General features: G+C 58.5%; 17 protein-coding genes. All 17 read left to right on the top strand.

Annotated elements, in window-relative coordinates:
• The first annotated feature begins 1 nt into the window (after position 1).
• Positions 2-874, top strand: coding sequence for a ParB/RepB/Spo0J family partition protein (locus ACWNZ1_RS12055; RefSeq protein ID WP_003207098.1), 873 nt, complete (start codon positions 2-4; stop codon positions 872-874).
• Between the two features lie 148 nt (positions 875-1022).
• The gene (locus ACWNZ1_RS12050) at positions 1023-1430 is read left to right on the top strand and encodes a F0F1 ATP synthase subunit I (protein WP_135847920.1); all 408 of its coding nucleotides are present in this window, start codon (positions 1023-1025) and stop codon (positions 1428-1430) included.
• Between the two features lie 16 nt (positions 1431-1446).
• Complete coding sequence (atpB, locus tag ACWNZ1_RS12045; RefSeq protein ID WP_135847919.1) at positions 1447-2316, top strand: F0F1 ATP synthase subunit A; 870 nt, start codon at positions 1447-1449, stop codon at positions 2314-2316.
• A 130-nt stretch (positions 2317-2446) separates the two neighbouring features.
• Positions 2447-2704, top strand: a complete 258-nt coding sequence (gene atpE, locus ACWNZ1_RS12040; protein ID WP_003097235.1) for a F0F1 ATP synthase subunit C — start codon at positions 2447-2449, stop codon at positions 2702-2704.
• A 58-nt stretch (positions 2705-2762) separates the two neighbouring features.
• Positions 2763-3233 (top strand): F0F1 ATP synthase subunit B, encoded by a 471-nt coding sequence (locus ACWNZ1_RS12035; protein ID WP_122567679.1) that lies wholly within the window; start codon positions 2763-2765, stop codon positions 3231-3233.
• Positions 3234-3245: 12 nt separating this feature from the next.
• On the top strand, positions 3246-3782 hold the full coding sequence (locus tag ACWNZ1_RS12030) for a F0F1 ATP synthase subunit delta (RefSeq protein ID WP_135847918.1): 537 nt from the start codon (positions 3246-3248) through the stop codon (positions 3780-3782).
• A 21-nt stretch (positions 3783-3803) separates the two neighbouring features.
• Positions 3804-5348 (top strand): F0F1 ATP synthase subunit alpha, encoded by a 1545-nt coding sequence (gene atpA / locus ACWNZ1_RS12025; RefSeq protein WP_003207093.1) that lies wholly within the window; start codon positions 3804-3806, stop codon positions 5346-5348.
• A gap of 50 nt (positions 5349-5398) precedes the next feature.
• Positions 5399-6259, top strand: coding sequence for a F0F1 ATP synthase subunit gamma (atpG, locus tag ACWNZ1_RS12020; RefSeq protein WP_135847917.1), 861 nt, complete (start codon positions 5399-5401; stop codon positions 6257-6259).
• 27 nt (positions 6260-6286) lie between these two features.
• Positions 6287-7663 carry a F0F1 ATP synthase subunit beta gene (atpD, locus tag ACWNZ1_RS12015; RefSeq protein WP_014340987.1) on the top strand — a complete coding sequence of 459 codons (1377 nt, stop codon included), beginning with the start codon at positions 6287-6289 and terminating at the stop codon, positions 7661-7663.
• 45 nt (positions 7664-7708) lie between these two features.
• A complete protein-coding gene (locus ACWNZ1_RS12010) occupies positions 7709-8134 on the top strand; it encodes a F0F1 ATP synthase subunit epsilon (RefSeq protein ID WP_003207087.1) in 426 nt (141 codons plus the stop codon).
• Positions 8135-8248: 114 nt separating this feature from the next.
• Complete coding sequence (gene glmU, locus ACWNZ1_RS12005) at positions 8249-9616, top strand: bifunctional UDP-N-acetylglucosamine diphosphorylase/glucosamine-1-phosphate N-acetyltransferase GlmU (RefSeq protein WP_256453980.1); 1368 nt, start codon at positions 8249-8251, stop codon at positions 9614-9616.
• A 207-nt stretch (positions 9617-9823) separates the two neighbouring features.
• On the top strand, positions 9824-10600 hold the full coding sequence (locus ACWNZ1_RS12000) for a DeoR/GlpR family DNA-binding transcription regulator (protein WP_135847915.1): 777 nt from the start codon (positions 9824-9826) through the stop codon (positions 10598-10600).
• A gap of 1 nt (position 10601) precedes the next feature.
• Positions 10602-12434, top strand: coding sequence for a glutamine--fructose-6-phosphate transaminase (isomerizing) (glmS, locus tag ACWNZ1_RS11995; RefSeq protein ID WP_135847914.1), 1833 nt, complete (start codon positions 10602-10604; stop codon positions 12432-12434).
• 539 nt (positions 12435-12973) lie between these two features.
• Positions 12974-13945: a tripartite tricarboxylate transporter substrate binding protein gene (locus ACWNZ1_RS11990; RefSeq protein ID WP_135847913.1), complete on the top strand. Its 972-nt coding sequence runs from the start codon at positions 12974-12976 to the stop codon at positions 13943-13945.
• Positions 13946-14020: 75 nt separating this feature from the next.
• Positions 14021-14494, top strand: a complete 474-nt coding sequence (locus ACWNZ1_RS11985; protein ID WP_135847912.1) for a tripartite tricarboxylate transporter TctB family protein — start codon at positions 14021-14023, stop codon at positions 14492-14494.
• Positions 14495-14503: 9 nt separating this feature from the next.
• Positions 14504-16024: a tripartite tricarboxylate transporter permease gene (locus ACWNZ1_RS11980; RefSeq protein WP_256453979.1), complete on the top strand. Its 1521-nt coding sequence runs from the start codon at positions 14504-14506 to the stop codon at positions 16022-16024.
• 71 nt (positions 16025-16095) lie between these two features.
• Positions 16096-17253, top strand: coding sequence for an L-talarate/galactarate dehydratase (locus ACWNZ1_RS11975; protein WP_280944557.1), 1158 nt, complete (start codon positions 16096-16098; stop codon positions 17251-17253).
• The last annotated feature ends 7 nt before the right edge of the window (positions 17254-17260 follow it).

The raw sequence follows: 17260 nt of genomic DNA, 5'->3' as shown, positions 1-17260 counted from the left end.
CATGGCCGTCAAGAAACGAGGTCTCGGACGTGGACTGGATGCACTGCTCAGTGGTCCCACTGTCAGCTCCCTGGAAGAGCAGGCCGTACAGGTCGACCAGCGCGAGTTGCAACACCTGCCGCTGGACCTGATCCAGCGCGGCAAATATCAGCCGCGCCGGGACATGGACCCTCAGGCCCTGGAAGAACTGGCCCAGTCGATCAAGAGCCAGGGCGTGATGCAGCCGATCGTGGTTCGCCCGATCGCCAACGGGCGCTTCGAGATCATCGCCGGCGAACGCCGTTGGCGCGCCAGCCAGCAGGCCGGCCAGGAAACCATTCCGGCGATGGTCCGCGATGTGCCGGATGAAACCGCCATCGCCATGGCGCTGATCGAGAATATTCAGCGCGAAGACCTCAACCCGATTGAAGAAGCGGTAGCGCTGCAACGTTTGCAGCAGGAGTTCCAGCTGACCCAGCAACAGGTCGCTGAGGCCGTGGGCAAGTCCCGCGTGACGGTGGCCAACCTGTTGCGCCTGATTGCGTTGCCGGAAGTCATCAAGACCATGCTGTCCCATGGCGACCTGGAAATGGGTCATGCCCGGGCGTTGCTCGGTTTGCCGGAAAATCAACAAGTTGAAGGGGCGCGACATGTTGTCGCACGGGGCCTGACTGTGCGCCAAACCGAGGCACTGGTTCGTCAGTGGCTCAGTGGTAAACCAGCCCCTGTCGAAGCCCCCAAGACCGATCCGGATATCGCTCGCCTGGAACAGCGCCTGGCCGAGCGCCTGGGCTCTGCGGTGCAGATCCGCCATGGAAAGAAGGGCAAGGGGCAACTGGTGATCGGTTATAACTCCCTCGATGAGCTGCAGGGTGTCCTTGCGCACATTCGCTGAAACAATTGCTCTTGTAGCGCGCAGTCGGAAATCACTACCTGGCAGTTGAATAGGGGCAGAACCGCCCCTATACTCTGCGCGCATTTTGTCGGCACAAATTATGCCAAGTTATTGAATTATGGCGGCCGACTATTGGAGAGCAAAAGCGATGGAAACCCGCACGCCAAACCGCTTGCCGTTCCATCGTCTGGCAGTTTTCCCGGTTTTGATGACTCAGTTTGTCGTTGTACTGATCGCCGCATTGGCGCTCTGGCAATGGAAAGGAGTCGTCGCCGGATACTCAGGGCTTTGCGGAGGCCTGATAGCCTTGCTTCCCAATATTTACTTCGCTCATAGGGCATTTCGGTTTTCCGGCGCCCGAGCAGCCCAGGCTATCGTCCGGTCTTTTTATGCCGGTGAAGCAGGGAAACTGATTTTGACGGCAGTGCTGTTTGCATTGACGTTCGCAGGTGTGAAGCCATTGGCGCCGCTGGCTGTATTCGGCGTCTTCCTGCTGACCCAAATGGTCAGCTGGTTCGCTCCCCTGCTAATGAGAACAAGACTTTCGAGACCTTAGGGCGTTTGAGGCAACCATGGCAGAGACAACCGCTTCGGGCTATATCCAGCACCACTTGCAGAACCTGACCTTCGGTCAGCTACCCAATGGCGGCTGGGGCTTTGCTCACACCGCAGCAGAAGCCAAAGAAATGGGCTTCTGGGCCTTCCACGTCGATACTCTTGGCTGGTCGGTCGCGTTGGGTCTGATCTTCGTTCTTCTTTTCCGCATGGCGGCAAAGAAAGCGACTTCCGGTCAGCCTGGTGCACTGCAGAACTTCGTTGAAGTATTGGTCGAATTCGTCGATGGCAGCGTGAAAGACAGCTTCCATGGCCGTAGCCCGGTGATCGCACCGCTGGCACTGACCATCTTCGTCTGGGTGTTCCTGATGAACGCCGTCGACCTGATCCCGGTCGACTGGATTCCTCAGCTGGCCATCCTGATCTCCGGTGATTCGCACATTCCGTTCCGTGCGGTATCGACCACCGACCCGAACGCCACCCTGGGCATGGCCCTGTCGGTGTTCGCGCTGATCATTTTCTACAGCATCAAGGTCAAGGGCATCGGCGGTTTCATCGGCGAACTGACCCTGCACCCGTTCGGCAGCAAGAACATCCTGGTTCAAGCCCTGCTGATCCCGGTGAACTTCCTGCTGGAATTCGTGACCCTGATCGCCAAACCGATCTCCCTGGCCCTGCGTCTGTTCGGCAACATGTATGCCGGCGAGCTGGTGTTCATCCTGATCGCTGTGATGTTCGGCAGCGGCCTACTGTGGCTTAGCGGCCTGGGTGTAGTCCTGCAATGGGCGTGGGCTGTGTTCCACATCCTGATCATCACCCTGCAGGCGTTCATCTTCATGATGCTGACCATCGTCTACCTGTCGATGGCGCACGAAGAAAACCATTAAGGCCAGTCTCGACTAGTCTGATGTCCTTCCCGGTCAAACGGGAAGGGGCCCGACCAGGGCATGAAACGATTTGTTTTACCGCTTTAATCTAAAAAACCTAAACCATACGACGTAAAAGTCGGGAGGAAAGATGGAAACTGTAGTTGGTCTAACCGCTATCGCTGTTGCACTGTTGATCGGCCTGGGCGCACTGGGTACCGCAATTGGTTTCGGCCTGCTGGGCGGCAAATTCCTGGAAGGCGCTGCGCGTCAGCCAGAAATGGTTCCAATGCTGCAAGTTAAAATGTTCATCGTGGCCGGTCTGCTCGACGCCGTGACCATGATCGGTGTTGGTATCGCTCTGTTCTTCACCTTTGCGAACCCGTTCGTTGGTCAAATCGCTGGCTAATTACTCGGATGTCTCGAGTAGATTGGTGTGATGGACAACGTAACTGCGAGGTGTTGGCGTGAACATTAATGCGACCCTGATTGGCCAGTCCGTTGCGTTCCTGATTTTTGTATTGTTCTGCATGAAGTTCGTATGGCCTCCGGTCATTGCGGCATTGCACGAACGTCAAAAGAAGATCGCTGATGGTCTGGACGCTGCCAGCCGTGCAGCTCGCGACCTGGAGTTGGCCCATGAGAAAGTGGGTCAGCAACTGCGCGAAGCGAAGGCTCAAGCAGCTGAAATCATCGAGCAAGCCAAGAAACGCGGTACCCAGATTGTCGACGAAGCCCGTGAACAGGCTCGCGTCGAAGCTGACCGTGTGAAGGCCCAGGCTCAAGCCGAGATCGAACAGGAACTGAACAGTGTCAAAGACGCGCTGCGTGCCCAAGTGGGTAGCCTGGCCGTTGGCGGTGCTTCGAAGATCCTGGGTGCGACAATCGATCAAAACGCGCACGCAGAGCTGGTTAACCGACTGGCTGCTGAAATCTAAGCGAGGGCGATCATGGCAGAACTGACCACGTTGGCCCGACCTTACGCTAAGGCGGCCTTCGAGCACGCTCAGGCCCACCAGCAACTGGCCAATTGGTCAGCCATGCTCGGCCTGGCAGCAGCGGTGTCGAAAGATGACACCATGCAGCGCGTGCTCAAGGCCCCGCGACTGACGAGCGCAGAAAAGGCCGCCACGTTCATTGACGTGTGCGGCGACAAGTTCGATGCCAAGGCACAGAATTTCATTCACGTCGTTGCCGAAAACGACCGTCTCCTGCTTCTGCCGGAGATCGCCGTCCTGTTCGACCTGTACAAGGCCGAGCAAGAGAAGTCGGTAGACGTGGAAGTCACCAGTGCTTTCGCATTGAACCAAGAACAGCAAGACAAACTCGCCAAGGTTCTCAGTGCACGACTCAACCGGGAAGTGCGCCTGCAAGTCGAGGAAGACAAGTCCCTGATAGGGGGCGTTGTAATCCGCGCCGGCGACCTGGTTATCGATGGCTCGATTCGCGGCAAAATCGCGAAACTTGCCGAAGCATTGAAATCTTGAGTTTGAAGGGGCAGCAGAGCAATGCAGCAACTCAATCCTTCCGAAATAAGTGAAATTATCAAGGGCCGCATCGACAAGCTCGATGTGACCTCCCAAGCCCGTAACGAAGGCACTGTCGTCAGCGTATCTGACGGTATCGTGCGGATTCACGGTCTGGCCGACGTCATGTACGGCGAGATGATCGAGTTTCCGGGCGGCGTCTACGGTATGGCCCTCAACCTGGAGCAAGACTCCGTAGGTGCCGTTGTACTGGGTTCCTACCAGTCGCTGGCCGAAGGCATGAGCGCCAAGTGCACCGGCCGCATCCTTGAAGTTCCGGTTGGTAAGGAACTGCTGGGTCGCGTAGTCGACGCACTGGGTAACCCTGTTGACGGCAAAGGTCCGCTGAACAACACCGAGACCGATGCGGTCGAGAAAGTTGCTCCAGGCGTGATCTGGCGTAAGTCGGTAGACCAGCCTGTACAGACTGGCTACAAGGCTGTCGATGCCATGATCCCTGTTGGCCGTGGCCAGCGTGAGCTGATCATCGGTGACCGTCAGATCGGTAAGACCGCTCTGGCGATCGACGCGATCATCAACCAGAAGAACAGCGGCATTTTCTGCGTCTACGTAGCCATCGGTCAGAAGCAATCGACCATCGCCAACGTGGTTCGCAAGCTGGAAGAAAACGGCGCCCTGGCCAACACGATCATCGTGGCGGCCAGTGCTTCGGAATCTCCTGCGCTGCAGTTCCTGGCACCGTACTCCGGTTGCACCATGGGCGAATACTTCCGCGACCGCGGTGAAGACGCGCTGATCGTTTATGACGATCTGTCCAAGCAAGCAGTGGCTTACCGCCAGATTTCCCTGCTGCTGCGCCGTCCACCAGGCCGTGAAGCTTACCCAGGCGACGTGTTCTATCTCCACTCCCGTCTGCTGGAGCGCGCATCCCGCGTTTCGGAAGAGTACGTAGAGAAGTTCACCAACGGCGCAGTGACCGGCAAAACCGGCTCCCTGACCGCTCTGCCGATCATCGAAACCCAGGCTGGCGACGTTTCCGCGTTCGTTCCGACCAACGTGATCTCCATCACCGACGGTCAGATCTTCCTGGAATCGGCCATGTTCAACTCCGGGATCCGTCCTGCTGTGAACGCCGGTGTTTCGGTATCCCGTGTGGGTGGTGCCGCTCAGACCAAGATCATCAAGAAGCTGTCCGGTGGTATCCGTACCGCCCTGGCTCAGTACCGTGAACTGGCGGCATTCGCCCAGTTCGCTTCTGACCTGGACGAAGCGACCCGTAAGCAACTTGAGCATGGTCAGCGCGTTACCGAGCTGATGAAGCAGAAGCAATACGCACCAATGTCGATCGCTGACATGGCGCTGTCGCTGTATGCCGCTGAGCGTGGGTTCCTGACTGACGTTGAAATCGCCAAGGTCGGCAGCTTTGAACAAGCGCTGATTGCTTACTTCAACCGCGATCACGCCGATTTGTTGGCCAAGATCAACGTGAAGGGTGACTTCAATGACGAAATCGACGCTGGCATGAAAGCCGGTATCGAGAAGTTCAAGGCCACCCAAACCTGGTAAGCCGCAGCGGGAGTCGCAAGGCTCCCGCTTGCTAACCTGATAGGTGTTACATGGCAGGCGCAAAAGAGATTCGCAGTAAGATTGCGAGCATCAAAAGCACGCAAAAAATTACCAGCGCCATGGAAAAAGTGGCGGTCAGCAAAATGCGCAAGGCACAAATGCGCATGGCTGCTAGCCGTCCTTATGCGGAGCGCATCCGCCAGGTTATTGGTCATCTGGCCAACGCCAACCCGGAATATCGCCACCCGTTCATGATCGACCGTGCTATCAAGCGCGTCGGTTACGTCGTGGTGAGCAGTGACCGTGGTCTGTGTGGTGGCTTGAACACCAACCTGTTCAAGGCCCTGGTCAAGGACATGGCTGTAAACCGCGAACAAGGCGTCGAGATCGATCTGTGTGTGATTGGTAGCAAGGGTGCGGCTTTCTTCCGCAACTTCGGCGGTAACGTCGTCGCCGCTATCAACCACCTGGGTGAAGAGCCGTCGATCAATGATTTGATCGGCAGCGTCAAGGTGATGCTGGATGCTTACCTGGAAGGCCGGATTGACCGCCTGTCCGTGGTATCCAACAAGTTCATCAACACCATGACGCAACAGCCAACCGTGGAGCAATTGATCCCACTGGTGGCGACCCCGGAACAGGAACTCAAGCACCACTGGGACTATCTCTATGAACCGGATGCCAAGGAGCTGCTTGACGGCTTGATGGTCCGCTACGTGGAGTCGCAGGTGTACCAGGCGGTGGTCGAGAACAACGCAGCTGAACAAGCAGCGCGGATGATCGCGATGAAGAACGCTACCGACAACGCCGGTGATTTGATCAGCGATTTGCAGCTGATCTACAACAAGGCGCGTCAGGCTGCGATCACCCAAGAGATCTCGGAAATCGTCGGCGGCGCTGCCGCGGTTTAACGGTTCAAATATTCAGAGGATCCAGCTATGAGTAGCGGACGTATCGTTCAAATCATCGGCGCCGTTATCGACGTGGAATTCCCACGCGACAGCGTACCGAGCATCTACAACGCGCTGAAAGTACAAGGCGCGGAAACTACCCTGGAAGTTCAGCAGCAACTGGGCGACGGCATCGTTCGTACCATTGCGATGGGTTCCACCGAAGGCTTGAAGCGCGGTCTGGACGTTGTCGACTCTGGCGCTGCCATCTCCGTACCGGTCGGTAAAGCGACCCTGGGCCGGATCATGGACGTACTGGGCAACCCGATCGACGAAGCTGGTCCGATCGACACCGAAGAGCGCTGGGGCATTCACCGTCCTGCGCCATCCTTCGCTGAACAGGCGGGCGGCAACGACCTGCTGGAAACCGGCATCAAGGTTATCGACCTGGTTTGCCCGTTCGCCAAGGGCGGTAAAGTGGGTCTGTTCGGTGGTGCCGGTGTGGGCAAGACCGTAAACATGATGGAACTGATCCGTAACATCGCCATCGAGCACAGCGGTTATTCCGTGTTCGCTGGTGTGGGTGAGCGTACTCGTGAGGGTAACGACTTCTACCACGAGATGAAGGATTCCAACGTTCTGGACAAAGTGGCACTGGTTTACGGTCAGATGAACGAGCCGCCGGGAAACCGTCTGCGCGTAGCCCTGACCGGCCTGACCATGGCCGAGAAGTTCCGTGACGAAGGTAACGACGTTCTGCTGTTCGTCGACAACATCTACCGTTACACCCTGGCCGGTACCGAAGTATCCGCACTGCTGGGCCGTATGCCTTCGGCAGTAGGTTACCAGCCGACCCTGGCTGAAGAGATGGGCGTTCTGCAAGAACGTATCACTTCGACCAAGGAAGGTTCGATCACTTCGATCCAAGCGGTATACGTACCTGCGGATGACTTGACCGACCCGTCGCCAGCGACCACCTTCGCCCACTTGGACGCCACCGTCGTTCTGTCCCGTGACATCGCTTCCCTGGGTATCTACCCAGCGGTAGACCCACTGGACTCGACTTCGCGCCAACTGGACCCGAACGTGATCGGCCAGGAGCACTACGACACCGCTCGCGGCGTTCAGTACGTGCTGCAGCGCTACAAAGAGCTGAAGGACATCATTGCGATCCTGGGTATGGACGAGCTGTCGGAAGCCGACAAGCAGTTGGTATCCCGCGCTCGTAAGATCCAGCGCTTCTTGTCGCAGCCGTTCTTCGTGGCTGAAGTCTTCACCGGTGCTTCGGGTAAATACGTTTCCCTGAAAGACACCATTGCTGGCTTCAAAGGCATCCTCAACGGTGACTACGACCACCTGCCAGAACAAGCGTTCTACATGGTCGGCGGCATCGAAGAAGCGATCGAGAAAGCCAAGAAACTGTAATCCCGGCGCCCGGCAACGGGCGCTAATTTAGGTTGAGGCAATCAGATGGCTATGACAGTCCATTGCGATATCGTCAGTGCGGAAGGGGAAATCTTCTCCGGTCTGGTCGAGATGGTGATTGCGCACGGTGAGCTGGGTGATCTTGGTATCGCCCTGGGTCACGCACCGCTGATCACTAATCTGAAACCAGGTCCGATCCGCTTGATCAAGCAGGGCGGGGAAGCCGAGGTGTATTACATCTCCGGTGGTTTCCTCGAGGTTCAGCCGAACATGGTCAAGGTCCTTGCCGACACTGTGCAACGTGCTGCCGACCTGGACGAAGCCTCCGCTCAGGAAGCCGTCAAGGCTGCCGAGAAGGCCCTGCACGAGCGAGGCGCGGAGTTCGATTACGGTTCTGCTGCTGCACGTCTGGCCGAGGCCGCAGCCCAGCTGCGCACCGTCCAGCAGATCCGCAAGAAGTTCGGCGGCTAAGCGTCTGCTTCCTGTGCGGTTGATTAAAAAGGGTAGCCTCGGCTACCCTTTTTTCTTTTCCCGACATTCATCTTCTGGTCGCAGCCGTTGACCACCCAGGATTGGTAGCCAGTCATGTCTCTCGAAATCGTTATCCTCGCGGCCGGTCAAGGCACTCGCATGCGTTCGGCGCTGCCCAAGGTCTTGCACCCGGTGGCAGGCAACTCCATGCTTGGCCATGTTATCCACAGCGCCCGACAACTTGATCCACAGCGCATTCACGTGGTGATTGGCCACGGTGCCGATGCGGTTCGTGAGCGCCTGGCGGCTGATGATCTGAATTTCGTCCTGCAGGATAAACAACTGGGGACCGGTCATGCCGTGGCCCAGGCCGTGCCATTCATTACCGCCGACACGGTGCTGATTCTCTACGGCGACGTGCCGTTGATCGAAGTCGAAACCTTGCAGCGCCTGCTCAAGCGCGTTGCTCCACAGCAGTTGGGCCTGTTGACCGTCAAACTGGACGACCCCACGGGTTACGGCCGCATCGTACGCAACACCGACGGCCAGGTAATGGCCATTGTCGAGCAGAAAGACGCCAACGAAGCCCAACGAGCTATTACCGAGTGCAACACCGGGATTCTTGCCGTACCGGGCGGATCCCTGGGGGATTGGATGAGTCGCCTGTCGAACCACAATGCCCAGGGCGAGTACTACCTGACGGATGTGATTGCCATGGCCGTCAATGACGGACTGGTAGTCGCCACCGAGCAACCGTTGGACGCCATGGAAGTGCAGGGCGCCAACGATCGTCGGCAACTGGCCGAGCTGGAGCGTCACTATCAATTGCGTGCCGCCCGCCGCTTGATGGCGCAAGGCGTGACCCTGCGCGACCCGGCCCGTTTCGACGTGCGCGGTGAAGTCAGCGTGGGCCGCGACGTGGTCATCGACATCAACGTTATCCTTGAAGGCAACGTCGTCATTGAGGACGACGTGGTCATCGGCCCGAACTGCGTGGTCAAGGACAGCACCTTGCGCAAAGGCGTGGTGATCAAGGCCAACAGTCATCTCGAAGGCGCGGTCATGGGTGAGGGTAGCGACGCTGGCCCGTTTGCCCGCCTGCGTCCCGGCACCGTGCTGGAAGCTCGCGCGCATGTGGGTAACTTCGTCGAGCTCAAGAACGCCCACATGGGCGAAGGCGCCAAGGCCGGTCACCTGACCTACCTGGGTGACGCCGAAATCGGCGCTCGCACCAATATTGGCGCCGGTACTATCACCTGCAATTACGATGGTGCCAACAAGTACCGGACGACCATTGGTGAAGACGTGTTCATCGGCTCCAACAACTCGCTGGTAGCCCCCGTGACTATCGGTGATGGTTCAAACACGGCCGCGGGTTCAACCATCAATCAGGATGTGGATAAGTCCCAACTGGCCGTGGCGCGCGCGCGTCAGCGCAATATCGATGGCTGGAAGCGCCCGGTAAAAATCAAGAAAAGCTAAGTTATCCACAGAACCTCTGTGGGAGCGGGCTTGCTCGCGAAAGCGGTGTATCAGGTAAAGCAGTATCGCCTGACACGCCCTTTCGCGAGCAGGCCCGCTCCCACATTGTGTTTATGATTTCTGAATTTTTCTTCCCTCGCCTTGACGATTTCGCTGCAATAGGTTTTGATTACTTACGTTATCTTTCGAATCGAAACTTATCCCGTTATGTCAAAGCGCAATACGCCACAACGCCGCCACAACATCCTTGCCTTGCTCCAGGAGCAGGGCGAGGTCAGTGTGGATGAACTGGCCAAACGCTTCGAAACCTCGGAAGTTACGATTCGCAAGGACCTCGCCGCCCTGGAAAGTAATGGCTTGCTACTGCGTCGTTACGGTGGCGCGGTCCCCATGCCTCAGGAGCTGGTGGCCGATAACGGGCAGACCGTCTCCAAATACAAACAAGCCATCGCGCGGGCCGCCGTGAAGCGGATCCGCGAACATGCGCGAATCATCATCGACAGCGGCAGTACCACGGCGGCCATGATTCCCGAGCTCGGCCAGCAGCCGGGTCTGGTGGTGATGACCAATTCCCTGCATGTCGCCAGTGCCTTGAGCGAACTGGAACATGAACCGGTGCTGTTGATGACCGGTGGCACCTGGGACCCTCATTCCGAGTCGTTCCAAGGTCAAGTCGCCGAGCAGGTCCTGCGTTCCTACGATTTTGACCAGTTGTTCATCGGTGCCGACGGCATCGATCTGGTCCGTGGCACCACCACCTTCAACGAACTGCTGGGCCTGAGCCGTGTGATGGCTGAGGTAGCCCGCGAAGTGATCGTGATGGTGGAGGCCGACAAGATCGGCCGGAAAATCCCCAACCTGGAGCTGCCGTGGAGCAGCGTCCATACCCTCATTACCGATGATCGCCTGCCCGTAGCGGCCCGCGATCAGATTCAGGCCCGCGGCATCAACCTGATCTGCGCGCCTGTCAGCCAGGAGAAATAGCATGTGTGGAATTGTCGGCGCCGTTGCTGAACGCAACATCACTGCAATCTTGCTCGAAGGCCTCAAGCGCCTGGAATACCGCGGCTACGACAGCGCCGGTGTGGCGGTGTTTACCAATGATGAGAAGCTCGAGCGTATGCGTCGGCCGGGCAAGGTCAGTGAGTTGGAGCAGGCGCTGGACGCCGATCCGCTGATCGGTCGCCTGGGCATCGCCCACACCCGTTGGGCCACCCATGGCGCACCGTGCGAGCGTAACGCCCACCCGATGTTCTCCGAAGACCTGGCGGTGGTGCACAACGGCATCATCGAAAACCACGAAGCCTTGCGTGAACAACTCAAGGCGCTCGGCTATGTGTTCACCTCGGACACCGATACTGAAGTGATCGCGCATCTGCTCAATCACAAGCTCAAGGACATGGCAGACCTGACCGTGGCCCTGAAGGCGACGGTCAAGGAACTGCACGGCGCCTATGGCCTGGCGGTCATCAGTGCGAAACAACCGGATCGTCTGGTGGCGGCGCGCAGCGGCAGCCCGTTGGTGATTGGCCTGGGCCTTGGGGAAAACTTCCTGGCCTCCGATCAGTTGGCGTTGCGCCAGGTGACCGACCGCTTTATGTACCTGGAAGAGGGCGATATCGCCGAGATTCGCCGCGACAGCGTGCAGATCTGGGACATCGACGGCAAAGCCGTGGAGCGCGAGACTGTCCAGTACCGCGACGGCGCCGACGCCGCCGACAAGGGCGAGTTCCGCCACTTCATGCTCAAGGAAATCCACGAACAACCGGCGGTGGTGCAACGTACCCTGGAAGGGCGCATGAGCCAGAGCCAGGTGCTGGTCCAGGCGTTCGGTCCGCAAGCGGCCGAGCTGTTCGCCAAGGTGCGCAATGTGCAGATCGTTGCCTGTGGCACCAGCTATCACGCCGGCATGGTCGCTCGTTACTGGCTGGAAGAACTGGCCGGTATTCCGTGCCAGGTCGAAGTGGCCAGCGAGTTCCGCTACCGCAAAGTGGTGGTGCAGCCTGACACGCTGTTCGTCACCATTTCCCAGTCGGGTGAAACCGCCGACACCCTGGCCGCCCTGCGCAACGCCAAGGAATTGGGCTTCCTCGCCAGCCTGGCGATCTGCAACGTTGGCATCAGCTCGCTGGTGCGTGAATCCGACCTGACCCTGCTGACCCAGGCCGGCCGTGAGATTGGCGTGGCGTCGACCAAGGCGTTCACTACGCAACTGGTGGGCCTGCTGTTGCTGACCCTGTCCCTGGGCCAGGTGCGCGGGACCTTGGAAGAGGGTATCGAAGCAAAACTGGTGGAAGAACTGCGTCGCCTGCCAACCCGCCTGGGCGAAGCCTTGGCGATGGACAGCACGGTGGAAAAAATCGCCGAGCTGTTCGCCGAGAAGAACCACACGCTGTTCCTGGGCCGTGGTGCGCAATTCCCGGTGGCGATGGAAGGGGCCTTGAAGCTCAAGGAGATTTCCTACATCCACGCCGAGGCCTACCCGGCCGGAGAGCTCAAGCACGGCCCGTTGGCCCTGGTGGACAACGACATGCCGGTGGTCACGGTGGCGCCAAACAACGAGCTGCTGGAAAAGCTCAAGTCCAACCTGCAGGAAGTGCGCGCCCGTGGCGGTCAGTTGATTGTCTTCGCCGACGAGAAGGCCGGCATGACCAATGGCGAAGGCACCCACGTGGTGCACATGCCGCACATCCACGACATCCTGTCGCCGATCCTCTACACCATCCCGTTGCAGCTGCTGTCGTACTACGTCGCTGTGCTCAAGGGCACCGATGTGGACCAACCGCGTAATCTGGCGAAGTCCGTGACGGTGGAATAAAGAATGTAGCGCGGGCAACGGATCCAGCCTGCCGGCGTGGACCCGAAACGCTCGTAGAAAAACAACCCCCTGAATTCAGGGGGTTTTTTATGGCTGACCGTAAAGTTTTATGCCGGCTCAGGCCAGGCGCATAGATTCAATTGCGTCTTGGTCGCCAGCCCTGTTCGTCGCATTCACAGCGAGCCGCTGAACAACCGCGTTGACAACAAGGGTCATAGGTGATGATATTCAGTCATACGACAACGTATGACATAGAAAATAATAAAAACGAAAGGCGCAGCCCATGTCTTCTACATTTGCCGCCCCGCGAATTCACAGTCCAGCAGCCCCACGCGTTATCACTTTGCGCCAGCTACCTTCTTTGCCTCCCGGAAAGCCCCGCGGGAGGTCGCACGTTCATTCGAACTCCCCGATCTCAACGTCCAAGCATCCTCGCCTGCCTCGCCTGCCTCGCCTGCCTCGCCAGCCGTTAGCGCTGGGCGTGTTCGTTTCCTGCTCAACTCAATCCCACAATGAATGGCTGCATCCGGAGAACAATAATGAAGAAAACACTCTGCGCCTCTTTGATCGCCTCTTTTCTGAGCCTGACCGCTGGCACAGCAATGGCTGCCGACGCCAGCGCCTGGCCAAGCCGTCCAGTGCAGGTGGTGGTGATTGCCAATGCCGGCGGTGACACCGATTTCAATGCACGAATGATGGCCAAGTACTTCACCAAGCTCACCGGAAAATCCATGGTGGTGACCAATATGGCCGGTGGGGGCGGGACGATTGCCGCCGATGCGGTCAAGAGCGCGGCGCCGGACGGCAATACCATCCTGTTCACCCATACCGGCCAATTGATCGTCAATGAGGTCGCGGGGCTGTCGGAGGATCGCTTTGATGCCTTTGATATCTCCTGCATCGCCGGCGTCGACAAAGGCGCGGTGTTCGTCTCGGCGAAAAGCTCGGGCATCGACAGCCTCGACCAACTGATTGAAAAAGCCAAGGCCAAGCCCGGCACCATCACCTACGGCACCGAGATGGGCAACTTCTCTCACCTGCAGGGCCTGATGTTCGAGAAGCTCGCCGGCGTGAAACTGAAAATGGTCGACAGCGGCACGGTGTCCGAAAAAATCGTCGCCTTGCTGGGCAAGCGCATTGACCTCGGTGCCATCAGCTATGGCTCGGTCCAGGATTACATTTCCAGCGGCAAGATGACTGCCCTGGGCCAGCCCAACGCTGAGCGCAATGCGCTGCTGGGCGACGTCAAGACCTTCAAGGAGCAAGGCGTGGACCTGATCCTGGACAAGCCTTACGTCGTCGCCTTCCCGAAAGGCACGGACCCGGCCATCGTCAAGAAAATGGCCGACACCATGAAGAAAATCACCGAAGAGCCGGAATATGCCGAGGAATTGAAGAAGTCATTCAAACAGCCGGTCAGCTTCCAGGGCTCCGAAGAAGCCATCGCCACGTTGAATAAAACCCGCGACAGCTTCATGCAGTTCAAGGACGAGATGCGTAAAGCCAAATAATTTACGTAACGGCTCGGGTGTGCGTCGCGTTGGCAAGCACCCGATCGCCAGTCCTTTCCAGCAAGAGGAGCCTGCATGGATTCCTATAAAAGAAACGAGCTGTTATCCGGCCTGGCCATGTTCGGTGCCGGCGTGGCTTATCTGGTATTGACCTTGAACCTGCCGCGTCGCGGTTTCGTCGATGCCGCGTTTGTGCCCTGGGTACTCGCCGTCGCGTTGTGCCTGTTGGGGGCTTTACAGCTGTGGGCGTGGCGAAAGCTGCCGGATAAACGTGGCGAACCCGCCGAAAAAACCGAGTCGATCGACTATCCAACGGTCTTTAAATCCCTGGCGTTGGTGCTGCTTTTCACGGCGCTGCTGGAGACCGTGGGTTTCGTGATCATGACGGTGCTTTATCTCTATGCCCAGTTCATCGTACTGACCCCTGCGGAACAAAAGGTCAAGCACCTCCAATACGCGCTGATAGCGGTCGTTTCGGCTGTCGTGATCTTTTACATCTTTCGCCATGGCTTCGACTTGCTCCTGCCTGTCGGCTTATTGGATTTCTAGGGGACGGCCATGATTGAACTCATGCAAACAGGCTTCGCGGCCGTACTTACACCCTACGTCTTTCTCCTGATCACCCTCGGCGTTGCGGTGGGGATCGTTTTTGGTGCGGTGCCCGGGCTCTCGGCCACCATGGCTATTGCGCTGTGCTTGCCGTTGACATACTCGATGGGGCCCGGCCCGGGCCTGGCGCTGCTGGTCGCGCTGTTTGTCGGTGCTACCTCGGGAGGGCTGATATCGGCGATATTGCTCAACATACCGGGAACGCCGGCCTCCATCGCCACGACATTCGATGGTTGGCCGCTGATGAAACAAGGCCATGGCGTCAAGGCTCTTGGGATTGGCGTGGTGTTCTCGTTTCTTGGCACGATTTTCAGTATCGCCGCGCTGATGTTCATCGCCCCGATCCTGGCGGAACTGGCCCTGAGTTTTGGCCCGCACGAATACTTTTCCATCGCGATTTTCTCGCTGACGTTGATCGCCACGCTGTCTACCGGCTCGCTGGTCAAAGGCTTGTTTGCCGGTGCCCTGGGCTTTGCCTTTTCCACCGTGGGGATTGCGCCGGTCGAGGCCATTCGCCGCTTTACCTTCGACCTGCCGAGCCTCAATGGCGGCTTCGCCATGCTCACCGTCATGATCGGTATGTTTGCGGTCGCCGAAGTGCTGAAGTTTGCTGAGAGTGCGCGCCTGAGCCACCGGGCCAAACCACAGCACGTCAGCATGAAAGGCGTGAAAGGTTTCGGTTTTTCGATGAAGGAGTTTGTCGGCCAGTTGCCCAACGCCACTCGTTCCTCCCTGATCGGCCTGGGCATCGGTATCCTGCCCGGCATCGGTGCCGGTACTTCGAATATCGTCTCTTACATCGTGGCGAAGAAACGGTCCAAGACGCCTGAGGAGTTCGGCAAAGGGAAGATTGACGGTGTGGTGGCCAGCGAGACGGCAAACAATGCCGGCATCGGTGGCGCGATGATTCCATTGCTGACGCTGGGCATTCCCGGCGATACCACCACGGCAGTCATGCTCGGTGGCTTCATGATCCACGGCATCCAGCCCGGGCCTCTGCTGTTCATCAGCCAGGCACCGCTGGTCTACACGATTTTCGCCGCGCTGATCCTCGCTTCCGTGCTGATGCTGGTGCTCGAGTTCTACGGCTTGCGCATGTTCATCAAGTTGCTGGCGGTGCCCAAGCACATTCTGCTGCCAATCATCCTGGTGCTCTGTGTGGTCGGGGCCTTCGGCCTGAACAGCCGGATTTTCGATGTCTGGGCGGTGTTGCTGTTTGGCTTGCTGGGATACGGGTTCGTAAAAGCCGGTTTGCCGATTGCACCGTTCATCATCGGTTTCATCCTGGGCCCCATGGCTGAAACCAACTTGCGTCGTGGCTTGATGCTGTCCGATGGGAACTTCGGCGGCTTCTTGAGCAATCCCATCTCAGCCGGCTTTCTCATCCTGGCTGCCGCTTCCATCTCCTGGCACCTGGTGACAGTGATCCGTCACAAGAAGAGTGCTGCCATTGAACTGATGCGCAGCTGATTCAGCTCAACCCATGGGTTTGGCTGGTGCAACGCAATCTTGCGCTGCGCCAGTCGAACTGGAGGATAGCCATGCCAAGCCCGACCCCTCTTCCGTCAGCCGACGACGACCGCATCAGTTGGGTCCGCATCGCGTCGGTATTTCTACCGCTGGCCAACCCCATCAGCGATGCCAAGGTTCTCACGGGCCGGCAGAAGCCGATGACCGAAATCGCCATCCTGCTGGTGGAAATTGAAACCAGAGATGGCCACAGCGGCCTGGGTTTCAGTTATTCCAAGCGCGCCGGTGGGCCCGGGCAATTTGCCCATGCCCGGGAAATCGGTCCCACGCTCATCGGGGAAAACCCCAGCGATATTTCAAAGCTCTGGGACAAGCTCTGCTGGGCTGGCGCCTCGGTGGGGCGCAGCGGTCTGGCGACACAAGCCATTGGCGCCTTCGATGTCGCCTTGTGGGACCTGAAGGCCAAGCGTGCCAACCTGTCCCTGGCCCGTCTGCTCGGCGCCCATCGTGATTCGGTCCAGTGCTACAACACCTCCGGCGGGTTCCTGCACACGCCGCTCGATCAGTTAATGATCAATACCGATATCTCCCGGGAGAAGGGCATCGGCGGGATCAAGCTCAAGGTCGGCCAGCCAGACCAGGCGCTGGATCTGCACCGTGTCAGCAGTATTCGCAAACACCTGGGCGATGCCTTCCCGCTGATGGTCGACGCCAATCAGCAATGGGACCGGCCCACGGCGCAGCGCATGTGCCGCCATCTGGAGCAGTACAACCTGGTCTGGATCGAGGAACCGCTCGATTGCTATGACGCCGAAGGCCATGCCGCCCTCGCGGGGCAATTCGACACGCCCATCGCCACCGGTGAAATGCTCACCAGCGTTGCCGAGCATTGGGAATTCATCAAGTTGCGTGCCGCCGATTATCTGATGCCCGATGCGCCGCGGGTGGGGGGCATCACGCCCTATCTGAAGGTCCAGGCGCTGGCCGAGCAAGCGGGGCTGATGATCGCCCCGCACTTCGCCATGGAACTGCACATCCATTTGGCCGCTACCTATAGCCGCGAGCCTTGGGTCGAGCATTTCGAATGGTTGGAACCGTTGTTCAACGAGCGCATGCAAACCCGGGATGGACGGATGCTGGTGCCGACCCGGCCAGGGCTCGGCCTGTCGCTCAGCGAGCAAGTCGCCGGTTGGACTGCGCAACAGGTTGAGATCGGCCAGCGTGCTTGAGGAGATA

The organism is Pseudomonas sp. CFBP 5748 (genome assembly GCF_053850495.1).
The sequence above is the reverse complement of the archived record's forward strand: the minus strand, read 5'-3'. Positions and strand labels throughout refer to the sequence as shown.

Coding starts and splice junctions, on each gene's coding strand:
- ACWNZ1_RS11990 (WP_135847913.1), top strand. CDS start 12,974: ATGAAGAAAACACTCTGCGCCTCTTTGATCGCCTCTTTTCTGAGCCTG.
- ACWNZ1_RS12000 (WP_135847915.1), top strand. CDS start 9,824: ATGTCAAAGCGCAATACGCCACAACGCCGCCACAACATCCTTGCCTTG.
- atpD (WP_014340987.1), top strand. CDS start 6,287: ATGAGTAGCGGACGTATCGTTCAAATCATCGGCGCCGTTATCGACGTG.
- ACWNZ1_RS12050 (WP_135847920.1), top strand. CDS start 1,023: ATGGAAACCCGCACGCCAAACCGCTTGCCGTTCCATCGTCTGGCAGTT.
- ACWNZ1_RS11980 (WP_256453979.1), top strand. CDS start 14,504: ATGATTGAACTCATGCAAACAGGCTTCGCGGCCGTACTTACACCCTAC.
- glmU (WP_256453980.1), top strand. CDS start 8,249: ATGTCTCTCGAAATCGTTATCCTCGCGGCCGGTCAAGGCACTCGCATG.
- ACWNZ1_RS11985 (WP_135847912.1), top strand. CDS start 14,021: ATGGATTCCTATAAAAGAAACGAGCTGTTATCCGGCCTGGCCATGTTC.
- ACWNZ1_RS12010 (WP_003207087.1), top strand. CDS start 7,709: ATGGCTATGACAGTCCATTGCGATATCGTCAGTGCGGAAGGGGAAATC.
- atpB (WP_135847919.1), top strand. CDS start 1,447: ATGGCAGAGACAACCGCTTCGGGCTATATCCAGCACCACTTGCAGAAC.
- ACWNZ1_RS12055 (WP_003207098.1), top strand. CDS start 2: ATGGCCGTCAAGAAACGAGGTCTCGGACGTGGACTGGATGCACTGCTC.
- ACWNZ1_RS11975 (WP_280944557.1), top strand. CDS start 16,096: ATGCCAAGCCCGACCCCTCTTCCGTCAGCCGACGACGACCGCATCAGT.
- ACWNZ1_RS12030 (WP_135847918.1), top strand. CDS start 3,246: ATGGCAGAACTGACCACGTTGGCCCGACCTTACGCTAAGGCGGCCTTC.
- atpG (WP_135847917.1), top strand. CDS start 5,399: ATGGCAGGCGCAAAAGAGATTCGCAGTAAGATTGCGAGCATCAAAAGC.
- atpA (WP_003207093.1), top strand. CDS start 3,804: ATGCAGCAACTCAATCCTTCCGAAATAAGTGAAATTATCAAGGGCCGC.
- glmS (WP_135847914.1), top strand. CDS start 10,602: ATGTGTGGAATTGTCGGCGCCGTTGCTGAACGCAACATCACTGCAATC.
- atpE (WP_003097235.1), top strand. CDS start 2,447: ATGGAAACTGTAGTTGGTCTAACCGCTATCGCTGTTGCACTGTTGATC.